The sequence below is a fragment of the Streptococcus australis genome (assembly GCF_901543175.1).
In the GTDB taxonomy this organism is placed as follows: domain Bacteria; phylum Bacillota; class Bacilli; order Lactobacillales; family Streptococcaceae; genus Streptococcus; species Streptococcus australis_A.
Map to the genome: position 1 here is coordinate 728887 of NZ_LR594040.1, position 14391 is coordinate 743277.

The window sequence follows — 14391 nt, forward strand, 5'->3', positions numbered from 1 at the left end:
TTTTCTATTTTTATGGTATAATGAGATAAAATTTTGAATATAGAGAGTTTTCTGACAATGAATCATTCCTACTTTTACTTAAAAATGAAAGAACACAAACTCAAGGTTCCTTATACAGGAAAGGAGCGTCGTGTGCGTGTTCTTCTGCCTAAGGACTACGAGAAAGACACAGACCGTTTTTATCCTGTTGTTTATTTTCATGATGGGCAAAATGTCTTTTACAGCAAGGAATCCTATATCGGACACTCATGGAAGATTATTCCAGCCATTAAGCGGAACCCTGACATCAGCCGCATGATTGTTGTAGCCATCGACAATGATGGTTTGGGGCGGATGCATGAGTACGCGGCTTGGAAGTTCCAAGAGTCTCCCATTCCAGGCCAGCAGTTTGGTGGTAAGGGCGTGGAGTATGCTGAGTTTGTCATGGAAGTGGTCAAGCCTTTTATCGATGAGACCTACCGTACCAAAGCTGATCGGCAACATACGGCTATGATTGGTTCTTCATTAGGGGGCAATATTACCCAGTTTATCGGACTAGAATACCAAGACCGAATTGGTTGTCTAGGTGTCTTTTCATCTGCCAACTGGCTTCACCAAGAAGCCTTTAACCGTTACATCGAGCGTAAGAAACTATCGCCTGAACAACGCATTTTTATCTATGTTGGAACGGAAGAAGCGGATGATACGGACAAGACCTTGATGGCTGGCAATATCAAGCAAGCCTATATTGACTCGTCGCTTCGTTATTATCATGATTTGATTGCAGGTGGAGTACACTTGGATAATCTTGTCTTGAAAGTTCAGTCTGGTGCCATCCATAGTGAAATCCCTTGGTCGGAAAATTTACCAGACTGTCTCCGATTTTTTGCAGAGAAATGGTAAGTTAGGAAAGGAGAAAGCCAATGCATATTGAAAACCTCAGCCACTGGAGTGGCAATCTCAACCGTGAAATGTACCTAAACCGTTATGGACATGCTGGGATTCCAGTTGTTGTTTTTGCTTCATCTGGTGGCAGTCACAATGAATACTACGATTTTGGCATGATTGATGCCTGTGCTTCCTTTATAGAAGAAGGTCGTGTTCAGTTCTTTACCCTATCCAGTGTGGACAGTGAGAGCTGGCTGGCTACTTGGAAAAATGCTCATGACCAGGCAGAGATGCACCGCGCCTACGAACGCTATGTGATTGAGGAGGCGATTCCTTTTATCAAGCATAAGACAGGTTGGTTTGATGGTATGATGACGACGGGTTGTTCGATGGGGGCCTACCATGCACTTAATTTCTTTCTCCAGCATCCAGATGTCTTTACCAAGGTGATTGCTCTCAGTGGTGTTTACGACGCGCGTTTCTTCGTTGGAGATTACTACAATGACGAAGCCATTTACCAAAACTCGCCAGTAGATTATATTTGGAATCAGAATGACGGCTGGTTTATCGATCGTTACCGTCAGACGGAGATTGTCGTTTGTACGGGTCTCGGTGCCTGGGAACAAGATGGTCTGCCATCCTTCTACAAGCTCAAAGAAGCCTTTGATCAGAAACAAATTCCAGCCTGGTTTGCGGAATGGGGACATGATGTCGCCCATGATTGGGAATGGTGGCGGAAACAAATGCCCTATTTTCTTGGACACCTGTATCTATAAAAGGAGTTGCCTATGAATTACCTTGTTATCTCTCCCTACTATCCACAAAACTTTCAACAGTTTACTATTGAACTTGCTAGTAAAGGCATCACAGTCTTGGGAATTGGTCAAGAACCCTACGAGCAACTGGATGAGCCTCTGCGCAATAGCCTGACCGAGTATTTCCGTGTAGACAATCTTGAGAATATAGATGAAGTTAAACGCGCAGTTGCCTTTCTTTTCTACAAGCATGGCCCTATCGACCGCATCGAGTCGCACAATGAATACTGGCTTGAACTAGACGCAACCCTAAGAGAACAATTCAATATTTTTGGTGCCAAACCAGAGGATCTCAAAAAGACCAAGTTTAAGTCTGAGATGAAGAAACTTTTCAAAAAAGCAGGCGTCCCTGTGGTACCTGGAGCTGTTATCCATACGGAAGCAGATGTGGATAGAGCAGTTGAGACGATTGGTCTACCAATGATTGCCAAACCTGATAACGGAGTGGGAGCGGCAGCAACCTTTAAGCTTGAGACAGAAGACGATGTAAATCACTTCAAGGCTGAATGGGACCATTCTACCGTTTATTTCTTTGAGAAATTTGTCACTTCCAGCGAAATCTGTACCTTTGATGGACTAGTGGACAAGGATGGAAAGATTGTCTTCTCAACAACCTTTGACTACGCCCATACACCACTTGATCTAATGATTTATAAGATGGACAATTCCTACTATGTCCTCAAGGATATAGATCCTAAACTGCGCAAGTATGGTGAAGCCATTGTCAAGGAATTTGGAATGAGAGAACGCTTTTTCCATATCGAGTTCTTCCGTGAAGGGGATGATTACATCGCCATTGAGTACAATAACCGCCCTGCAGGTGGCTTTACCATTGATGTTTATAACTTCGCTCACTCCTTGGATCTCTACCGAGGTTATGCGGCGATTGTCGCAGGTGAAGAGTTCCCAGCATCAGAGTTTGAACCTCAATACTGTTTAGCTACATCACGTCGTGCTAATGCTAACTATGTTTATTCAGAAGAAGACTTGCTTGCCAAGTATAGCCAACAATTCAAGGTCAAAAAAATCATGCCAGCAGCTTTTGCAGAGCTACAAGGGGATTACCTTTATATGCTGACAACTCCAAGTCGTCAAGAGATGGAGCAGATGATTGCAGACTTTGGTCAACGTCAAGACTAATGAAAAGGATGAAAGGAGTTTGACTTCTTTTGTCCTTTTCTTAAAGATAGGTTAAAAATATTTCTAAAAAAATCAAAAAAAGTCTGCAAAAATCTTGCATTCTTTTTTTGTCTATGCTATACTTATATACGGTTTGAAAAAACTGCCTAAGACAGTAGGGGAGCTCGACTCATAAGTATCCTACCGAGGACAAAACGTATCATGTAAAAAGAAGCGTATTGTACTTTCGTGTCTAGGTTTGGGCGCGTTTTTCTTTTGGAAAAATTCCCCAAGCAAAATAATTACGGAGGTGAACACACTAATGAGTGAAGCAATTATTGCTAAAAAAGCGGAACTAGTTGACGTAGTAGCTGAAAAAATGAAAGCTGCTGCATCTATCGTCGTTGTAGACGCTCGTGGTTTGACAGTTGAGCAAGATACAGTTCTTCGTCGTGAGCTTCGTGGAAGCGAAGTTGAGTATAAAGTTATTAAAAACTCAATCTTACGTCGTGCAGCTGAAAAAGCTGGTCTTGAAGATCTTGCATCAGTATTTGTTGGACCATCTGCAGTAGCATTTTCTAACGAAGATGTTATCGCACCAGCGAAAATCTTGAACGATTTTGCTAAAAACGCTGAAGCACTTGAAATCAAAGGTGGTGCAATCGAAGGCGCTGTCGCATCTAAAGAAGAAATCGTTGCTCTTGCAACTCTTCCAAACCGCGAGGGACTTCTTTCTATGCTCCTTTCTGTACTTCAAGCGCCAGTGCGCAACGTTGCTCTTGCAGTCAAAGCGGTTGCAGAAAGCAAAGAAGACGCAGCTTAATCTTAAGCTACGCAGCGTAGCCTAGCTACGAAAAAAACTATTATAAAATTTAAAACTTATTTGGAGGAAATAACAATGGCATTGAACATTGAAAACATTATTGCTGAAATTAAAGAAGCTTCAATCCTTGAATTGAACGACCTTGTAAAAGCTATCGAAGAAGAATTTGGTGTAACTGCAGCTGCTCCTGTAGCTGTAGCTGCTGCTGGTGCTGGTGAAGCTGCTGCTGCTAAAGATTCATTTGACGTTGAATTGACTGCAGCTGGTGACAAGAAAGTCGGCGTTATCAAAGTTGTGCGTGAAATCACTGGTCTTGGACTTAAAGAAGCTAAAGAACTTGTTGATGGTGCACCAGGTGTCATCAAAGAAGGCGTTGCAGCAGCAGAAGCTGAAGAAATCAAAGCTAAATTGGAAGAAGCTGGAGCTTCAGTTACTCTTAAATAATAGAGCAACTACATTAGTAGCTTAAAAACATGAATAAACCGCTATTCTTAGGAGTAGCGGTTTTTTCTGTTTAGAATGCTAAATCTACCTCTAAATTATAGTCTGATACGAAAGTTCTAGGGTGTCTTTTTTTCTAACAGTTACTAGAATCTTGATAGAAATTCAATCTTCTTCTTGACTCTGACCTTAGAGGAGGGTGTATACTGGTAAAAATTAGAAAAGGAGATTACTATGCACATCAATATCATTCGTTCAGATAAAGTTTATCAGGAGTTGCTCGAATTACCCTTTGAAAAAAGGGAAGGCTGTTTTCGAGCTAAATTGTTAGCGCCTTTTGCTTCCAAATACCAAACTCAACACATTCCTTTGAAGGCGAAGTATCCTGGAGGATTTGATGCTCTGTTTCTACTTGGTTTTATGAATCAGTTGCCCGCAACTCTCTCAGAAAAGGATAGACCAGCTATTGATGCCCTCAGTTCAGATCAGTTTTGGAAAGACTGTCAGGATACCATCAAGAGAAGTCTTGGTCTCTTTGAACAAGCTGGTTATGACTTAGAGGTTGAGGATTATCATTTCACTGTTTTATTAGGAAACCCTGAAAAACCAATGTTACAACTCAATAAGGGTTACAGTGGAGATGGCGGAATTCCAGGTTATCTCATGTTAAGCATACTGCCTAATGACTATACTTTACCACGTATTCAAGCGGCACTGGCTCACGAGTGCAACCACAATGTCCGCTTCCAATTTATCAAATGGAACCAGCAGACGACACTAGCAGACTGGGTAGTCAGTGAAGGATTGGCAGAGTCTTTTGCTGCTGAACTCTATGGCAAGGAGCTCATCGGACCTTGGGTTACTTCAACCAGTCCAGAGCAATTAGAGGAGATTAAGCCCATCATCTCAAGTCAGCTTCAGCTAACAGGGATGGCAGAAATGGCTCCTTATCTCTACGGTGATGAAATTGCAGAGCTTCAAGGTCAGATACCGGTTGGTATGCCTTATGCTGCGGGCTATGCTTATGGCTATCATCTGATACAAGCTTATCTGAAAAGGACAGGCAAGAGCATTATTGAGGCCACAGTAACACCAACAGAAGAGATTTTAGAGGCGACTGAAGACTTTTGGCAATGATACATTTTTGCTTGAAAATCTGCCAAAACCTGATATAATGTAGGTAATTTCTGGAGGTGACTATATGCACTATAAAAGAATTGAATTGAAGGTGACAGATCAAGGAATTCATGAGCGCAAGATTTTTCAAGGTGTTAGAATTTTTAGCCGCAGCACGCTGTCCAAAGATCAGAAAAGTATTCTAACACAGAAGATTTACCTGACTCCGAAGCAAAACATCGTTTACTATCAACGGAAAGATGTCAACTATGACCAGAACTGGCATCATAATAAGGACTATTACGAACTAGCTTATGACCAGTTGGACAGAGAAACTGTCTTTAAGGTTTGTCAAGCTTTTGACGAGCTGTGTCCTTTTCTAGAGAACGAGCTGCTGGAGAAGCTAAAAGAAAAACAGTTAGCAGGCAAGTTTTTTGAAAAATTAGATATATAAAAATCCGGTTGCTTTTATAAGCAGTCGGATTTCTTTGAGTTATAGTTTAATAATCTTTCATGAGGAAATATAGAGCTATTGAACCAGCAGTATTTTTTAACTTATCAAGATACTGAAATTAGATCCATTTTTATTATGAACAGCTCACTTAGTTAGAAGTTGTGGTAACAGTATAGTCGACATCTATGAAGAATAAGCGTACAATTAAGAAAAATGATTGAGTGCTCACTCAATTTGTAATAAACAAAGGAGTTCATGAAATGGTTGTTCAAGAAATACAGTATAGTCGTTTCGGTGATGAAGAAGTGTTAGATTTAGTGAACATTAAATCTGATTCTTTGAAAGTGAATCAAGTTAGGATAGAAGTTCATGCAGTTGGTTTGAATCCTATTGATTATAAGACTTTTGAGGGTGCAAAGCCACTTCGTTTTCTATCTTTCATGACGAAACTAAGGAAGCCAAGTCGTTGGTTTGAGTCAAAATCATCTCTTTTTCCAAGAGGTGTTGGTCGGGATTTTGCTGGAGTTATCACAGAAATTGGTGAAGAAATAAGTCGGTTTGCAGTAGGCGATAAGGTTTTTGGAACAATGATCAGTGACCCTGGATTGGGGACCAAGCGGGGAGCTTTGGCAACAGAAATTTGTGTCAATGAATCGGAAATTGTATTGAAACCAGAGATGATTGATATGAACCACGCCGCTACTATGGGTGTAGCCTCTTTAACTGTGGGAGGTGCTTTTAGAAAGATTGAGCTAAACTCTAAAGATGTTGTAGTTATTTCAGCAGCGGCAGGAGGTATTGGAAGTATCGCAGTACAGTATGCGGTTTCTAAAGGAGCGACAGTTATTGGAATTGCAAGTAAGAAAAATTCAGATTATCTGAAGTCCTTAGGTGCTATACCAGTAGCTTACGAAGAGAACATCCAGAATGATCTTCTATCAGCATGTTCAAAGCCGATTACAAAATTCTTGGATTGCTATGGAAGTGATTATGTTAAATTGGCTTTCAGTTTGGGATTGAAGGGTACGGCTATTGCCACTCTAGTACCTTCACCATATGTTATGATTAGAGGAGCCCAGTTTACTGGTCCGAGACATTCCACATATGATGACTTTAAAGTTCTAGCGGAAATGGTCTCAGATGGGAATGTTCTGCTGAATATTGATCAGGTTTATAACTTTTCTCTAAAGTCAGTTAGAGAAGCATACCGTAGTCTAAAATTGGGACACACTCGAGGTAAGAAAGTCGTAAAAGTAAGAGGGTAGCAGGGAGGTGCTAGTGATGGAAAGTTTAGAACAAAAGTATGCCCAGACATTAGAAAATAGCAATTTGAGTTTAAAACAACGTCGAGTACTGTTATCAAGTTTAAAGTTATTTTCAGAAATTGGTTTTGAAAATACAACAGCCAGTCTTATTGCTAAGGAGGCAGGAGTTTCAGAAGGAACAGTTTTTAGTTACTTTAAAACCAAGGAAGGCATCTTAGAAGCTATTCTATCAACTTTTCTCGAACATGTTATTCCAGATGTGATTGCTGATTTTTCTGAGAAGAAATTTACAGCAAACCAAGAGTCTTTTCCAGTGTTTTTAAGAAGCATAGTTCGAGATAGACTAGTTTTCATTCAGGAGAATCAAATGCAAGTTAAAATTCTCTTGAACCGTTCTTTTATTGATGGGACGATTTCTGACCAGTTAGGGAATGTTATTGTTCACTCTATCATTAAGCCAATTAGTCCAGTTCTGAATCAGTTTAAAGAAAAAGGTGTTATCCGAGATTGGTCAAACGAAAGAATCGTTCGCTATATTTTAGCTTTGAGTCTTTCTTATGCTCTTCCAATGATGTTGAATGATAATGAGGACCTAGACATAGATGAAGCAGTAAATGAAATAGTTGAATGCCTGTCTTTTGCTTTAGTAGAGGTAAAATAAATCTTAATTTTAAGCTTACTATTTTAAATAGTGAGCTTTTTTGAAGCCAACATAAAAATCCCCAATCATAGCGATTGAGGATTAAGCAAATGAATCTTAAACAATACCTTGAGCAATCATAGCATTGGCTACATTTTCAAAGGCGACGATATTGACTCCTGCAAGGTAGTCTGTACCAAGACCGTATGTTTCAGCAGTTGTTTTAGCTGTATTAAAGATATTGGTCATGATGCTCTTGAGTCGACCATAGTATACTGCCATCTATTCATCTGATGAGAGGGATTTTATCATCCAGATATTCATAGCTGGGTGGCCGGCGGCGTTAGAAAGTGGTTGTTGCAAGGCTGTAAAACCATAGTGTTGATAGATGGCCACAGCCGTAACCAGCTCAGTAGAGGTTTCTAGATAAAGCTGTTCATAACCAGCTAGACGGGCTTCCTGGAATATGCGCTTTATCAACCTACTGGAATAACCTTTGCCACGACTGTTTTTAGTGACATACAGTTTTTGTAATTCAGCAATCTTATCGGACACTGGTGCAAAGCCCCCACAACCAACCAGTTGCCCTTCATCTTCCAGAACAAAGTAAGCTGCCCTCTCTTGATGTTGATAATAGTCGGCCAAATGATCTAGATGAGAATCAAAGTAGACAGTTCCTGGTTTGTCAAGCCCGAATTCTTCTAGGCTAGTTCGAATGAGTTGCGCTACAGCTGTATTGTCTCTTACTTCCATCGGCCGTAAGTTCATCATTTGTCCTCCGATAGGATGTATCGACTAATTAAACAATACCTTGGGCAATCATAGCGTTTGCTACATTTTCAAAGGCAGCAATGTTAGCTCCTGCAAGGTAGTCTTTATCAAGACCGTATGTTTCAGCAGTTGTTTTAGCTGTGTTGAAGATGTTTGTCATGATGTCTTTTAGACGTCCATCAACTTCTTCACGGGTCCATGAAAGGCGAAGGCTGTTTTGGCTCATTTCAAGAGCAGATACAGCAACACCACCAGCGTTGGCAGCTTTTGCTGGTCCATAGAGGATACCATTTTCTTTGTAGACTTTGATAGCTTCAAGGTCACTTGGCATGTTGGCACCTTCAGATACACAGAAGATCCCTTGGGCAACCAATCGTTTAGCTGCTTCACCATTGATTTCATTTTGAGTCGCACATGGAAGAGCGATGTCATAGTTACCAGTGTATGTCCAGACAGAGCCTTCATGGTAAGTAGCAGTTGCTTTCTCAGCTGCATACTCAGTCAAACGAGCGCGACGTTTCTCTTTAACATCTGTAAGGAGATCAAAGTCAATACCATTTTCATCGATGACATAACCGTTTGAGTCAGATACAGAGATAACAGTTGCACCGAGTTCAGTCGCTTTTTGAAGAGCGTATTGAGCCACGTTACCAGAACCTGAAATCACGACTTTCTTACCAGCAAAGCTGTTACCGTTAGCCTTGAGCATTTCTTCAGTGTAGTAGACCAAACCGTAACCAGTTGCTTCTGGACGAATCAAGCTACCACCAAATCCAAGAGGTTTACCAGTCAAGACACCAGCATCAAATTGGTTAAGACGCTTGTATTGACCATAAAGGTAACCAATCTCACGTCCACCAACACCGATATCACCAGCAGGTACGTCAAGAGATGGTCCGATATATTTTTGCAATTCGGTTATGAAGCTTTGGCAGAAGCGCATCACTTCAGCATCTGTTTTACCTTTAGGATCGAAGTCTGATCCACCTTTACCTCCACCGATAGGAAGTCCAGTCAAGACGTTTTTAAAGATTTGTTCAAATCCGAGGAATTTCAAAATTCCTTGGTTTACAGTTGGATGGAAACGAAGTCCACCTTTATATGGTCCAACAGCTGAGTTGAATTGAACACGGTAACCACGGTTGACTTGTACTTTTCCATCACGGTCAACCCAAGGAACACGGAAAGAAATCACGCGCTCAGGTTCTGTGATACGTGCCAAGATATTTTCTTCGATATACTCAGGGTGTTTTTCAAATACAGGCTCCAAGGTACTGAAGAATTCTTCAACAGCTTGGAGGAACTCAGCCTCGTGTCCGTTACGAGCTTTTACAGTTTCAAACACGCTTTGGATATATTCTTTAGCAGATGTCATATCGTTCTCCTTTTGTTGTCATATTTTATTACGTGAGTCATTATAGCAGAATTTTTTTTTACTGTAAAGAAAAAAACAGAAATTTTCTAAAAATTCTTTCAATTTAGTTTTTCGGATTTTTTGAAAACAGATAAAAAACGAACGTTTTCTCTAGAAATAACTTTCTCAAAGAGAAAATTTGAAAGTATGGTATAATATTAGAAATAAAAGGAATCTGGAGGATCAGAATCATGGTATCAACGAAAACACAAATAGCTGGCTTCGAGTTTGACAATTGCTTGATGAATGCAGCGGGTGTGGCTTGTATGACGATAGAGGAGTTAGATGGTGTCAAAGACTCAGCAGCAGGAACCTTTGTGACGAAGACAGCTACTTTGGACTTTCGTCAGGGAAATCCTGAGCCACGTTACCAAGATGTTCCACTTGGTTCTATCAACTCTATGGGCTTGCCAAATAATGGCTTAGACTATTATTTGGACTATCTTTTGGATTTGCAGGAAAAAGAGCCAAACCGAACCTTCTTCCTTTCTCTAGTCGGCATGTCTCCAGAGGAAACACATACCATCTTGAAAAAAGTCCAAGAGAGTGAGTTTAAAGGATTGACTGAGCTCAATCTCTCCTGTCCAAATGTTCCAGGTAAACCTCAGATTGCCTATGATTTTGAGACAACAGACCGTATCTTGTCTGAAGTATTTGCCTACTTTACCAAACCTCTTGGAATTAAACTGCCTCCTTATTTTGATATTGTTCACTTTGACCAAGCAGCAGCAATTTTCAACAAGTACCCGCTCAAGTTTGTCAACTGTGTTAACTCTATCGGGAACGGCCTTTATATTGAAGATGAATCGGTTGTTATTCGTCCTAAAAATGGTTTCGGTGGCATTGGTGGAGAGTATATCAAACCAACCGCTCTAGCGAATGTACATGCTTTCTACCAACGTCTCAATCCTCAAATCCAAATCATTGGAACAGGTGGCGTTTTGACTGGTCGCGATGCCTTTGAACATATCCTCTGTGGAGCGAGTATGGTGCAGGTGGGGACCACCCTTCACAAAGAAGGCGTCGGTGCTTTTGAGCGCATTACCAATGAACTAAAGGCAATCATGGCGGAAAAAGGGTATGAAAACCTAGAAGATTTCCGTGGGAAATTGCGCTATATTGACTAAATGAACTCGAAAATCAAGAAGAAAGGAGAGAAGATGCTAGCAGTAGAGGAGAGTCAGACATTATCTCTATCAAACTTATCTAGCCTGACCTTATTTACTGGTTCGGACCAAGGTCAGTTTGAAGTTATGAAGGACCAGGTGCTGAAACAGATCGGTTATGATCCAGCCGACCTCAATTTTGCCTACTTTGATATGAAAGAAGTAGCCTATAAGGATGTGGAACTGGAGCTAGTCAGTCTCCCTTTCTTTGCAGATGAGAAAATCGTGATATTAGACCATTTTGTCGATATTACAACAGCCAAGAAACGCTTTTTAACAGATGACGAGCTCAAGTCATTTGAGGAATATCTTGACAATCCTTCACCAACAACCAAGTTATTAATCTTTGCAGAAGGAAAACTGGATAGCAAGAGACGATTGGTCAAATTACTTAAGCGTGATGCCAAGATCTTTGATGCAGTAGAAGCTAAAGAACAAGAACTTCGCCAGTATTTCCAAAAATGGAGCCAGACACAAGGTATGCAGTTTGCAGAAAAGTCTTTTGAAAATCTCCTTATCAAATCTGGTTTTCAATTTAGCGAAATCCAGAAAAATCTCCTCTTTTTACAGTCTTATAAGTCAGACGGCCTGATTGAGGAGAAGGACATTGTCGAAGCGATTCCAAAGACTTTGCAAGACAATATTTTCGACTTAACTCAGTTTATCTTGGCTAAGAAGATTGATCAGGCCCGTGACTTGGTTAGAGACTTGACCTTGCAAGGGGAGGATGAAATCAAGCTCATAGCTGTCATGTTAGGACAGTTCCGAACCTTTACCCAAGTGAAGATTTTATCAGAGGCTGGTCAGACGGAATCACAGATTGTAAGTAGTCTGGGAACTTATTTGGGACGCAATCCTAATCCTTATCAAATCAAGTTCGCATTAAGAGATTCGAGAGGAATTTCCTTGGCTTTTCTCAAGCGAGCGATTTCTTATTTGATTGAAACGGACTACCAGATTAAGACAGGTGTCTATGAAAAAAGTTACTTGTTTGAAAAGGCACTCTTGCAGATTGCGACAGAGGCAAATTGAGCAAAAAACTTGAAAAAAGAGGATGATTGCGTTATCATTTTCATATAGAAAGAAAAAGAGGTATTACAGATGGCTATTATCTTACCAGACCTTCCATACGCGTATGACGCCTTGGAACCATATATCGATGCTGAAACAATGCACTTGCACCATGACAAGCACCATCAAACCTACGTCAACAATGCGAATGCTGCTCTTGAAAAACACCCTGAAATCGGTGAAGACCTTGAAGCTTTGCTTGCTGATGTAGAATCTATCCCAGCTGATATCCGCCAAGCGCTTATCAACAACGGTGGTGGGCACTTGAACCACGCTCTTTTCTGGGAATTGATGACTCCTGAAAAAACAGCTCCTTCAGCAGAACTTGCAGCAGCAATCGATGCAACATTTGGTTCATTTGAAGAGTTCCAAGCAGCCTTTACAGCAGCAGCTACAACTCGCTTTGGTTCTGGATGGGCTTGGTTGGTTGTTAACAAAGAAGGGAAGCTTGAAGTGACTTCAACAGCAAACCAAGACACCCCAATCTCAGAAGGTAAAAAACCAATCTTGGGCTTGGACGTTTGGGAACATGCTTACTACGTGAAATACCGCAACGTGCGTCCTGACTACATCAAAGCTTTCTTCTCAGTGATTAACTGGAACAAAGTAGACGAGCTATACGCAGCAGCTAAATAATAAAATATGGAGGGGAGAGTCAATCTTCTCTTTTTAAGGTTATAAAGCAGAAGCCTGACAGAATCGTCAGACTTTTTTCATTTAGAGGATATTCGTGCCAACTTGTAGAAAATATGGTAGAATAGAGTGTTAAGTAATCATGGAAAAGGAAGACTATGCGTAAAGAAATTGCACCTGAATTATACAATTATAACAAGTTTCCTGGCCCAGAATTTCAGGTAAATGGGGATAAGGTTGAGACTGAAGGGATTGCTTTTACCTTGGTTGAAAATATCAAGGAGGCTTTCGATGTGACCGTCTTTAATCAGCGCTTCTCAGAAGTGTTGACCAAGTTTGATTATGTCGTGGGGGACTGGAGCAATGAACAGCTTCGCTTACGAGGTTTTTACAAAGATGAACGTACTGAGGCAAAAATTGAAAAGATTAGTCGCTTACAAGATTATCTTTTGGAGTACTGTAGTTATGGTTGTGCTTATTTTGTCTTAGAAAACCAAGCACCTAAGCGTGCGTCATTTGACAAGAAAATGCGTAAAAAGGAAGAGGAAAACCTTCCTAGAAGAGGAAAGAAACCTTCGCAAAACAAGAGAAAACCAAATGCGGATAAGAGAAATAGACGTCGTCATAAGGAACAAAAGTCTCAGAAAGAGGACAAGGGACAGCGCCATTTTGTCATTCGTCAGAAATAGATAGAGAATAAGGAGAAGAGATGAAACCGTCTATTTATAGTTTAACACGTCAAACCATGCAAGAATGGGTATTAGAACAAGGAGAAAAGAAATTCCGAGCAGATCAGATCTGGGAATGGCTCTACCGTAAACGTGTCCAGTCCTTTGAGGAAATGACCAACCTTTCCAAGGATTTGATTGCCAAGCTCAATGACCAGTTTGTGGTAAATCCCTTGAAACAACGCATCGTACAAGAGTCAGCCGACGGTACTGTTAAGTATCTTTTTGAGCTGCCAGATGGTATGTTGATTGAGACAGTACTGATGCGTCAACACTATGGGCTGTCAGTCTGTGTGACCACTCAGGTCGGCTGTAATATTGGTTGTACCTTCTGTGCGTCAGGCTTGATCAAGAAGCAACGTGACCTTAATAACGGGGAAATTGTAGCGCAGATCATGCTGGTTCAGAAATATTTTGATGAGCGTGGTCAGGATGAACGTGTCAGTCATATTGTTGTCATGGGAATTGGTGAACCATTTGATAACTACAACAATGTCTTGAATTTCGTCCGTACCATCAATGACGACAAGGGGATGGCAATTGGTGCCCGTCACATCACTGTTTCTACCTCAGGTTTGGCCCATAAAATTCGTGACTTTGCTAATGAAGGTGTTCAGGTTAATCTCGCTGTTTCCCTTCACGCACCCAATAATGAATTGCGCTCAAGCATCATGAAAATTAATCGTGCCTTTCCGATTGAAAAGCTCTTTGCTGCTATTGAGTACTATATCGAAACAACCAATCGCCGTGTGACCTTTGAATACATCATGCTGAATGAAGTCAATGATGGTGTTGAACAAGCCTTGGAGTTGGCTGAATTGCTCAAGAACATCAAGAAATTGTCTTATGTAAACTTGATTCCCTATAACCCAGTTAGTGAACATGACCAATATAGCCGTAGTCCTAAAGAGCGCGTGATGGCCTTCTATGATACACTAAAGAAAAAAGGAATCAACTGTGTTGTCCGTCAGGAACATGGTACAGATATTGATGCGGCTTGTGGACAATTGCGTTCCAATACTATGAAGCGTGACCGCCAGAAGGCAGTCGCAGCGGTGAATCCATAAA

At 40.9% G+C, this 14391-nt stretch carries 16 protein-coding genes, 1 pseudogene and 1 other annotated feature; of the genes and pseudogenes, 14 read left to right on the forward strand and 3 right to left on the reverse strand.

Annotated features, from left to right (window positions below):
- Positions 1-57 precede the first annotated feature (57 nt).
- The 9 genes from FGK98_RS03535 to FGK98_RS03580 all read left to right on the forward strand — a co-directional run bounded on the left by FGK98_RS03535 (position 58) and on the right by FGK98_RS03580 (position 7561).
- The gene (locus FGK98_RS03535; RefSeq protein WP_138100046.1) at positions 58-882 is read left to right on the forward strand and encodes an alpha/beta hydrolase; all 825 of its coding nucleotides are present in this window, start codon (positions 58-60) and stop codon (positions 880-882) included.
- Between the two features lie 20 nt (positions 883-902).
- Positions 903-1643: an esterase family protein gene (locus tag FGK98_RS03540; protein WP_138100047.1), complete on the forward strand. Its 741-nt coding sequence runs from the start codon at positions 903-905 to the stop codon at positions 1641-1643.
- A gap of 12 nt (positions 1644-1655) precedes the next feature.
- Positions 1656-2822 (forward strand): ATP-grasp domain-containing protein, encoded by a 1167-nt coding sequence (locus FGK98_RS03545; RefSeq protein WP_138100048.1) that lies wholly within the window; start codon positions 1656-1658, stop codon positions 2820-2822.
- 127 nt (positions 2823-2949) lie between these two features.
- Positions 2950-3085 (forward strand) — a sequence feature (ribosomal protein L10 leader region).
- Between the two features lie 38 nt (positions 3086-3123).
- Positions 3124-3624: a 50S ribosomal protein L10 gene (gene rplJ, locus FGK98_RS03555; RefSeq protein WP_070567620.1), complete on the forward strand. Its 501-nt coding sequence runs from the start codon at positions 3124-3126 to the stop codon at positions 3622-3624.
- A gap of 75 nt (positions 3625-3699) precedes the next feature.
- Positions 3700-4068: a 50S ribosomal protein L7/L12 gene (gene rplL / locus FGK98_RS03560; RefSeq protein ID WP_138100049.1), complete on the forward strand. Its 369-nt coding sequence runs from the start codon at positions 3700-3702 to the stop codon at positions 4066-4068.
- A gap of 231 nt (positions 4069-4299) precedes the next feature.
- Positions 4300-5202, forward strand: a complete 903-nt coding sequence (locus FGK98_RS03565) for a DUF2268 domain-containing protein (protein ID WP_138100050.1) — start codon at positions 4300-4302, stop codon at positions 5200-5202.
- A gap of 64 nt (positions 5203-5266) precedes the next feature.
- Positions 5267-5635, forward strand: coding sequence for an EXLDI protein (locus tag FGK98_RS03570; protein WP_138100051.1), 369 nt, complete (start codon positions 5267-5269; stop codon positions 5633-5635).
- Between the two features lie 260 nt (positions 5636-5895).
- Positions 5896-6900: an NADP-dependent oxidoreductase gene (locus FGK98_RS03575; RefSeq protein ID WP_138100052.1), complete on the forward strand. Its 1005-nt coding sequence runs from the start codon at positions 5896-5898 to the stop codon at positions 6898-6900.
- A 16-nt stretch (positions 6901-6916) separates the two neighbouring features.
- On the forward strand, positions 6917-7561 hold the full coding sequence (locus tag FGK98_RS03580; protein ID WP_138100053.1) for a TetR/AcrR family transcriptional regulator: 645 nt from the start codon (positions 6917-6919) through the stop codon (positions 7559-7561).
- A 96-nt stretch (positions 7562-7657) separates the two neighbouring features.
- Here the strand turns inward: FGK98_RS03580 and FGK98_RS03585 are convergent.
- From FGK98_RS03585 to gdhA, 3 genes and pseudogenes are all read right to left on the reverse strand, one after another.
- Positions 7658-7807 (reverse strand): annotated as a pseudogene (locus FGK98_RS03585) (NADP-specific glutamate dehydrogenase); the annotation flags it as partial.
- 15 nt (positions 7808-7822) lie between these two features.
- Positions 7823-8308 (reverse strand): GNAT family N-acetyltransferase, encoded by a 486-nt coding sequence (locus FGK98_RS03590; protein WP_138101027.1) that lies wholly within the window; start codon positions 8306-8308, stop codon positions 7823-7825.
- Positions 8309-8339: 31 nt separating this feature from the next.
- Positions 8340-9686 (reverse strand): NADP-specific glutamate dehydrogenase, encoded by a 1347-nt coding sequence (gdhA, locus tag FGK98_RS03595; protein WP_138100055.1) that lies wholly within the window; start codon positions 9684-9686, stop codon positions 8340-8342.
- Between the two features lie 230 nt (positions 9687-9916).
- Here gdhA and FGK98_RS03600 point away from each other — a divergent pair, with 230 nt between their 5' ends.
- From FGK98_RS03600 to rlmN, 5 genes are all read left to right on the forward strand, one after another.
- Positions 9917-10852 carry a dihydroorotate oxidase gene (locus FGK98_RS03600; RefSeq protein WP_138100056.1) on the forward strand — a complete coding sequence of 312 codons (936 nt, stop codon included), beginning with the start codon at positions 9917-9919 and terminating at the stop codon, positions 10850-10852.
- Between the two features lie 33 nt (positions 10853-10885).
- Positions 10886-11923 (forward strand): DNA polymerase III subunit delta, encoded by a 1038-nt coding sequence (gene holA / locus FGK98_RS03605; protein ID WP_138100057.1) that lies wholly within the window; start codon positions 10886-10888, stop codon positions 11921-11923.
- 69 nt (positions 11924-11992) lie between these two features.
- Entirely contained in the window at positions 11993-12598 is a 606-nt protein-coding gene (sodA, locus tag FGK98_RS03610; protein WP_000974733.1) for a superoxide dismutase SodA, read from the forward strand.
- Positions 12599-12753: 155 nt separating this feature from the next.
- Positions 12754-13284, forward strand: a complete 531-nt coding sequence (locus tag FGK98_RS03615; RefSeq protein WP_138100058.1) for a YutD family protein — start codon at positions 12754-12756, stop codon at positions 13282-13284.
- A 20-nt stretch (positions 13285-13304) separates the two neighbouring features.
- Positions 13305-14390 carry a 23S rRNA (adenine(2503)-C(2))-methyltransferase RlmN gene (gene rlmN / locus FGK98_RS03620; RefSeq protein WP_061599238.1) on the forward strand — a complete coding sequence of 362 codons (1086 nt, stop codon included), beginning with the start codon at positions 13305-13307 and terminating at the stop codon, positions 14388-14390.
- The last annotated feature ends 1 nt before the right edge of the window (position 14391 follow it).

Coding starts and splice junctions, on each gene's coding strand:
- FGK98_RS03535 (WP_138100046.1), top strand. CDS start 58: ATGAATCATTCCTACTTTTACTTAAAAATGAAAGAACACAAACTCAAG.
- FGK98_RS03540 (WP_138100047.1), top strand. CDS start 903: ATGCATATTGAAAACCTCAGCCACTGGAGTGGCAATCTCAACCGTGAA.
- FGK98_RS03545 (WP_138100048.1), top strand. CDS start 1,656: ATGAATTACCTTGTTATCTCTCCCTACTATCCACAAAACTTTCAACAG.
- rplJ (WP_070567620.1), top strand. CDS start 3,124: ATGAGTGAAGCAATTATTGCTAAAAAAGCGGAACTAGTTGACGTAGTA.
- rplL (WP_138100049.1), top strand. CDS start 3,700: ATGGCATTGAACATTGAAAACATTATTGCTGAAATTAAAGAAGCTTCA.
- FGK98_RS03565 (WP_138100050.1), top strand. CDS start 4,300: ATGCACATCAATATCATTCGTTCAGATAAAGTTTATCAGGAGTTGCTC.
- FGK98_RS03570 (WP_138100051.1), top strand. CDS start 5,267: ATGCACTATAAAAGAATTGAATTGAAGGTGACAGATCAAGGAATTCAT.
- FGK98_RS03575 (WP_138100052.1), top strand. CDS start 5,896: ATGGTTGTTCAAGAAATACAGTATAGTCGTTTCGGTGATGAAGAAGTG.
- FGK98_RS03580 (WP_138100053.1), top strand. CDS start 6,917: ATGGAAAGTTTAGAACAAAAGTATGCCCAGACATTAGAAAATAGCAAT.
- FGK98_RS03590 (WP_138101027.1), bottom strand. CDS start 8,308: ATGAACTTACGGCCGATGGAAGTAAGAGACAATACAGCTGTAGCGCAA.
- gdhA (WP_138100055.1), bottom strand. CDS start 9,686: ATGACATCTGCTAAAGAATATATCCAAAGCGTGTTTGAAACTGTAAAA.
- FGK98_RS03600 (WP_138100056.1), top strand. CDS start 9,917: ATGGTATCAACGAAAACACAAATAGCTGGCTTCGAGTTTGACAATTGC.
- holA (WP_138100057.1), top strand. CDS start 10,886: ATGCTAGCAGTAGAGGAGAGTCAGACATTATCTCTATCAAACTTATCT.
- sodA (WP_000974733.1), top strand. CDS start 11,993: ATGGCTATTATCTTACCAGACCTTCCATACGCGTATGACGCCTTGGAA.
- FGK98_RS03615 (WP_138100058.1), top strand. CDS start 12,754: ATGCGTAAAGAAATTGCACCTGAATTATACAATTATAACAAGTTTCCT.
- rlmN (WP_061599238.1), top strand. CDS start 13,305: ATGAAACCGTCTATTTATAGTTTAACACGTCAAACCATGCAAGAATGG.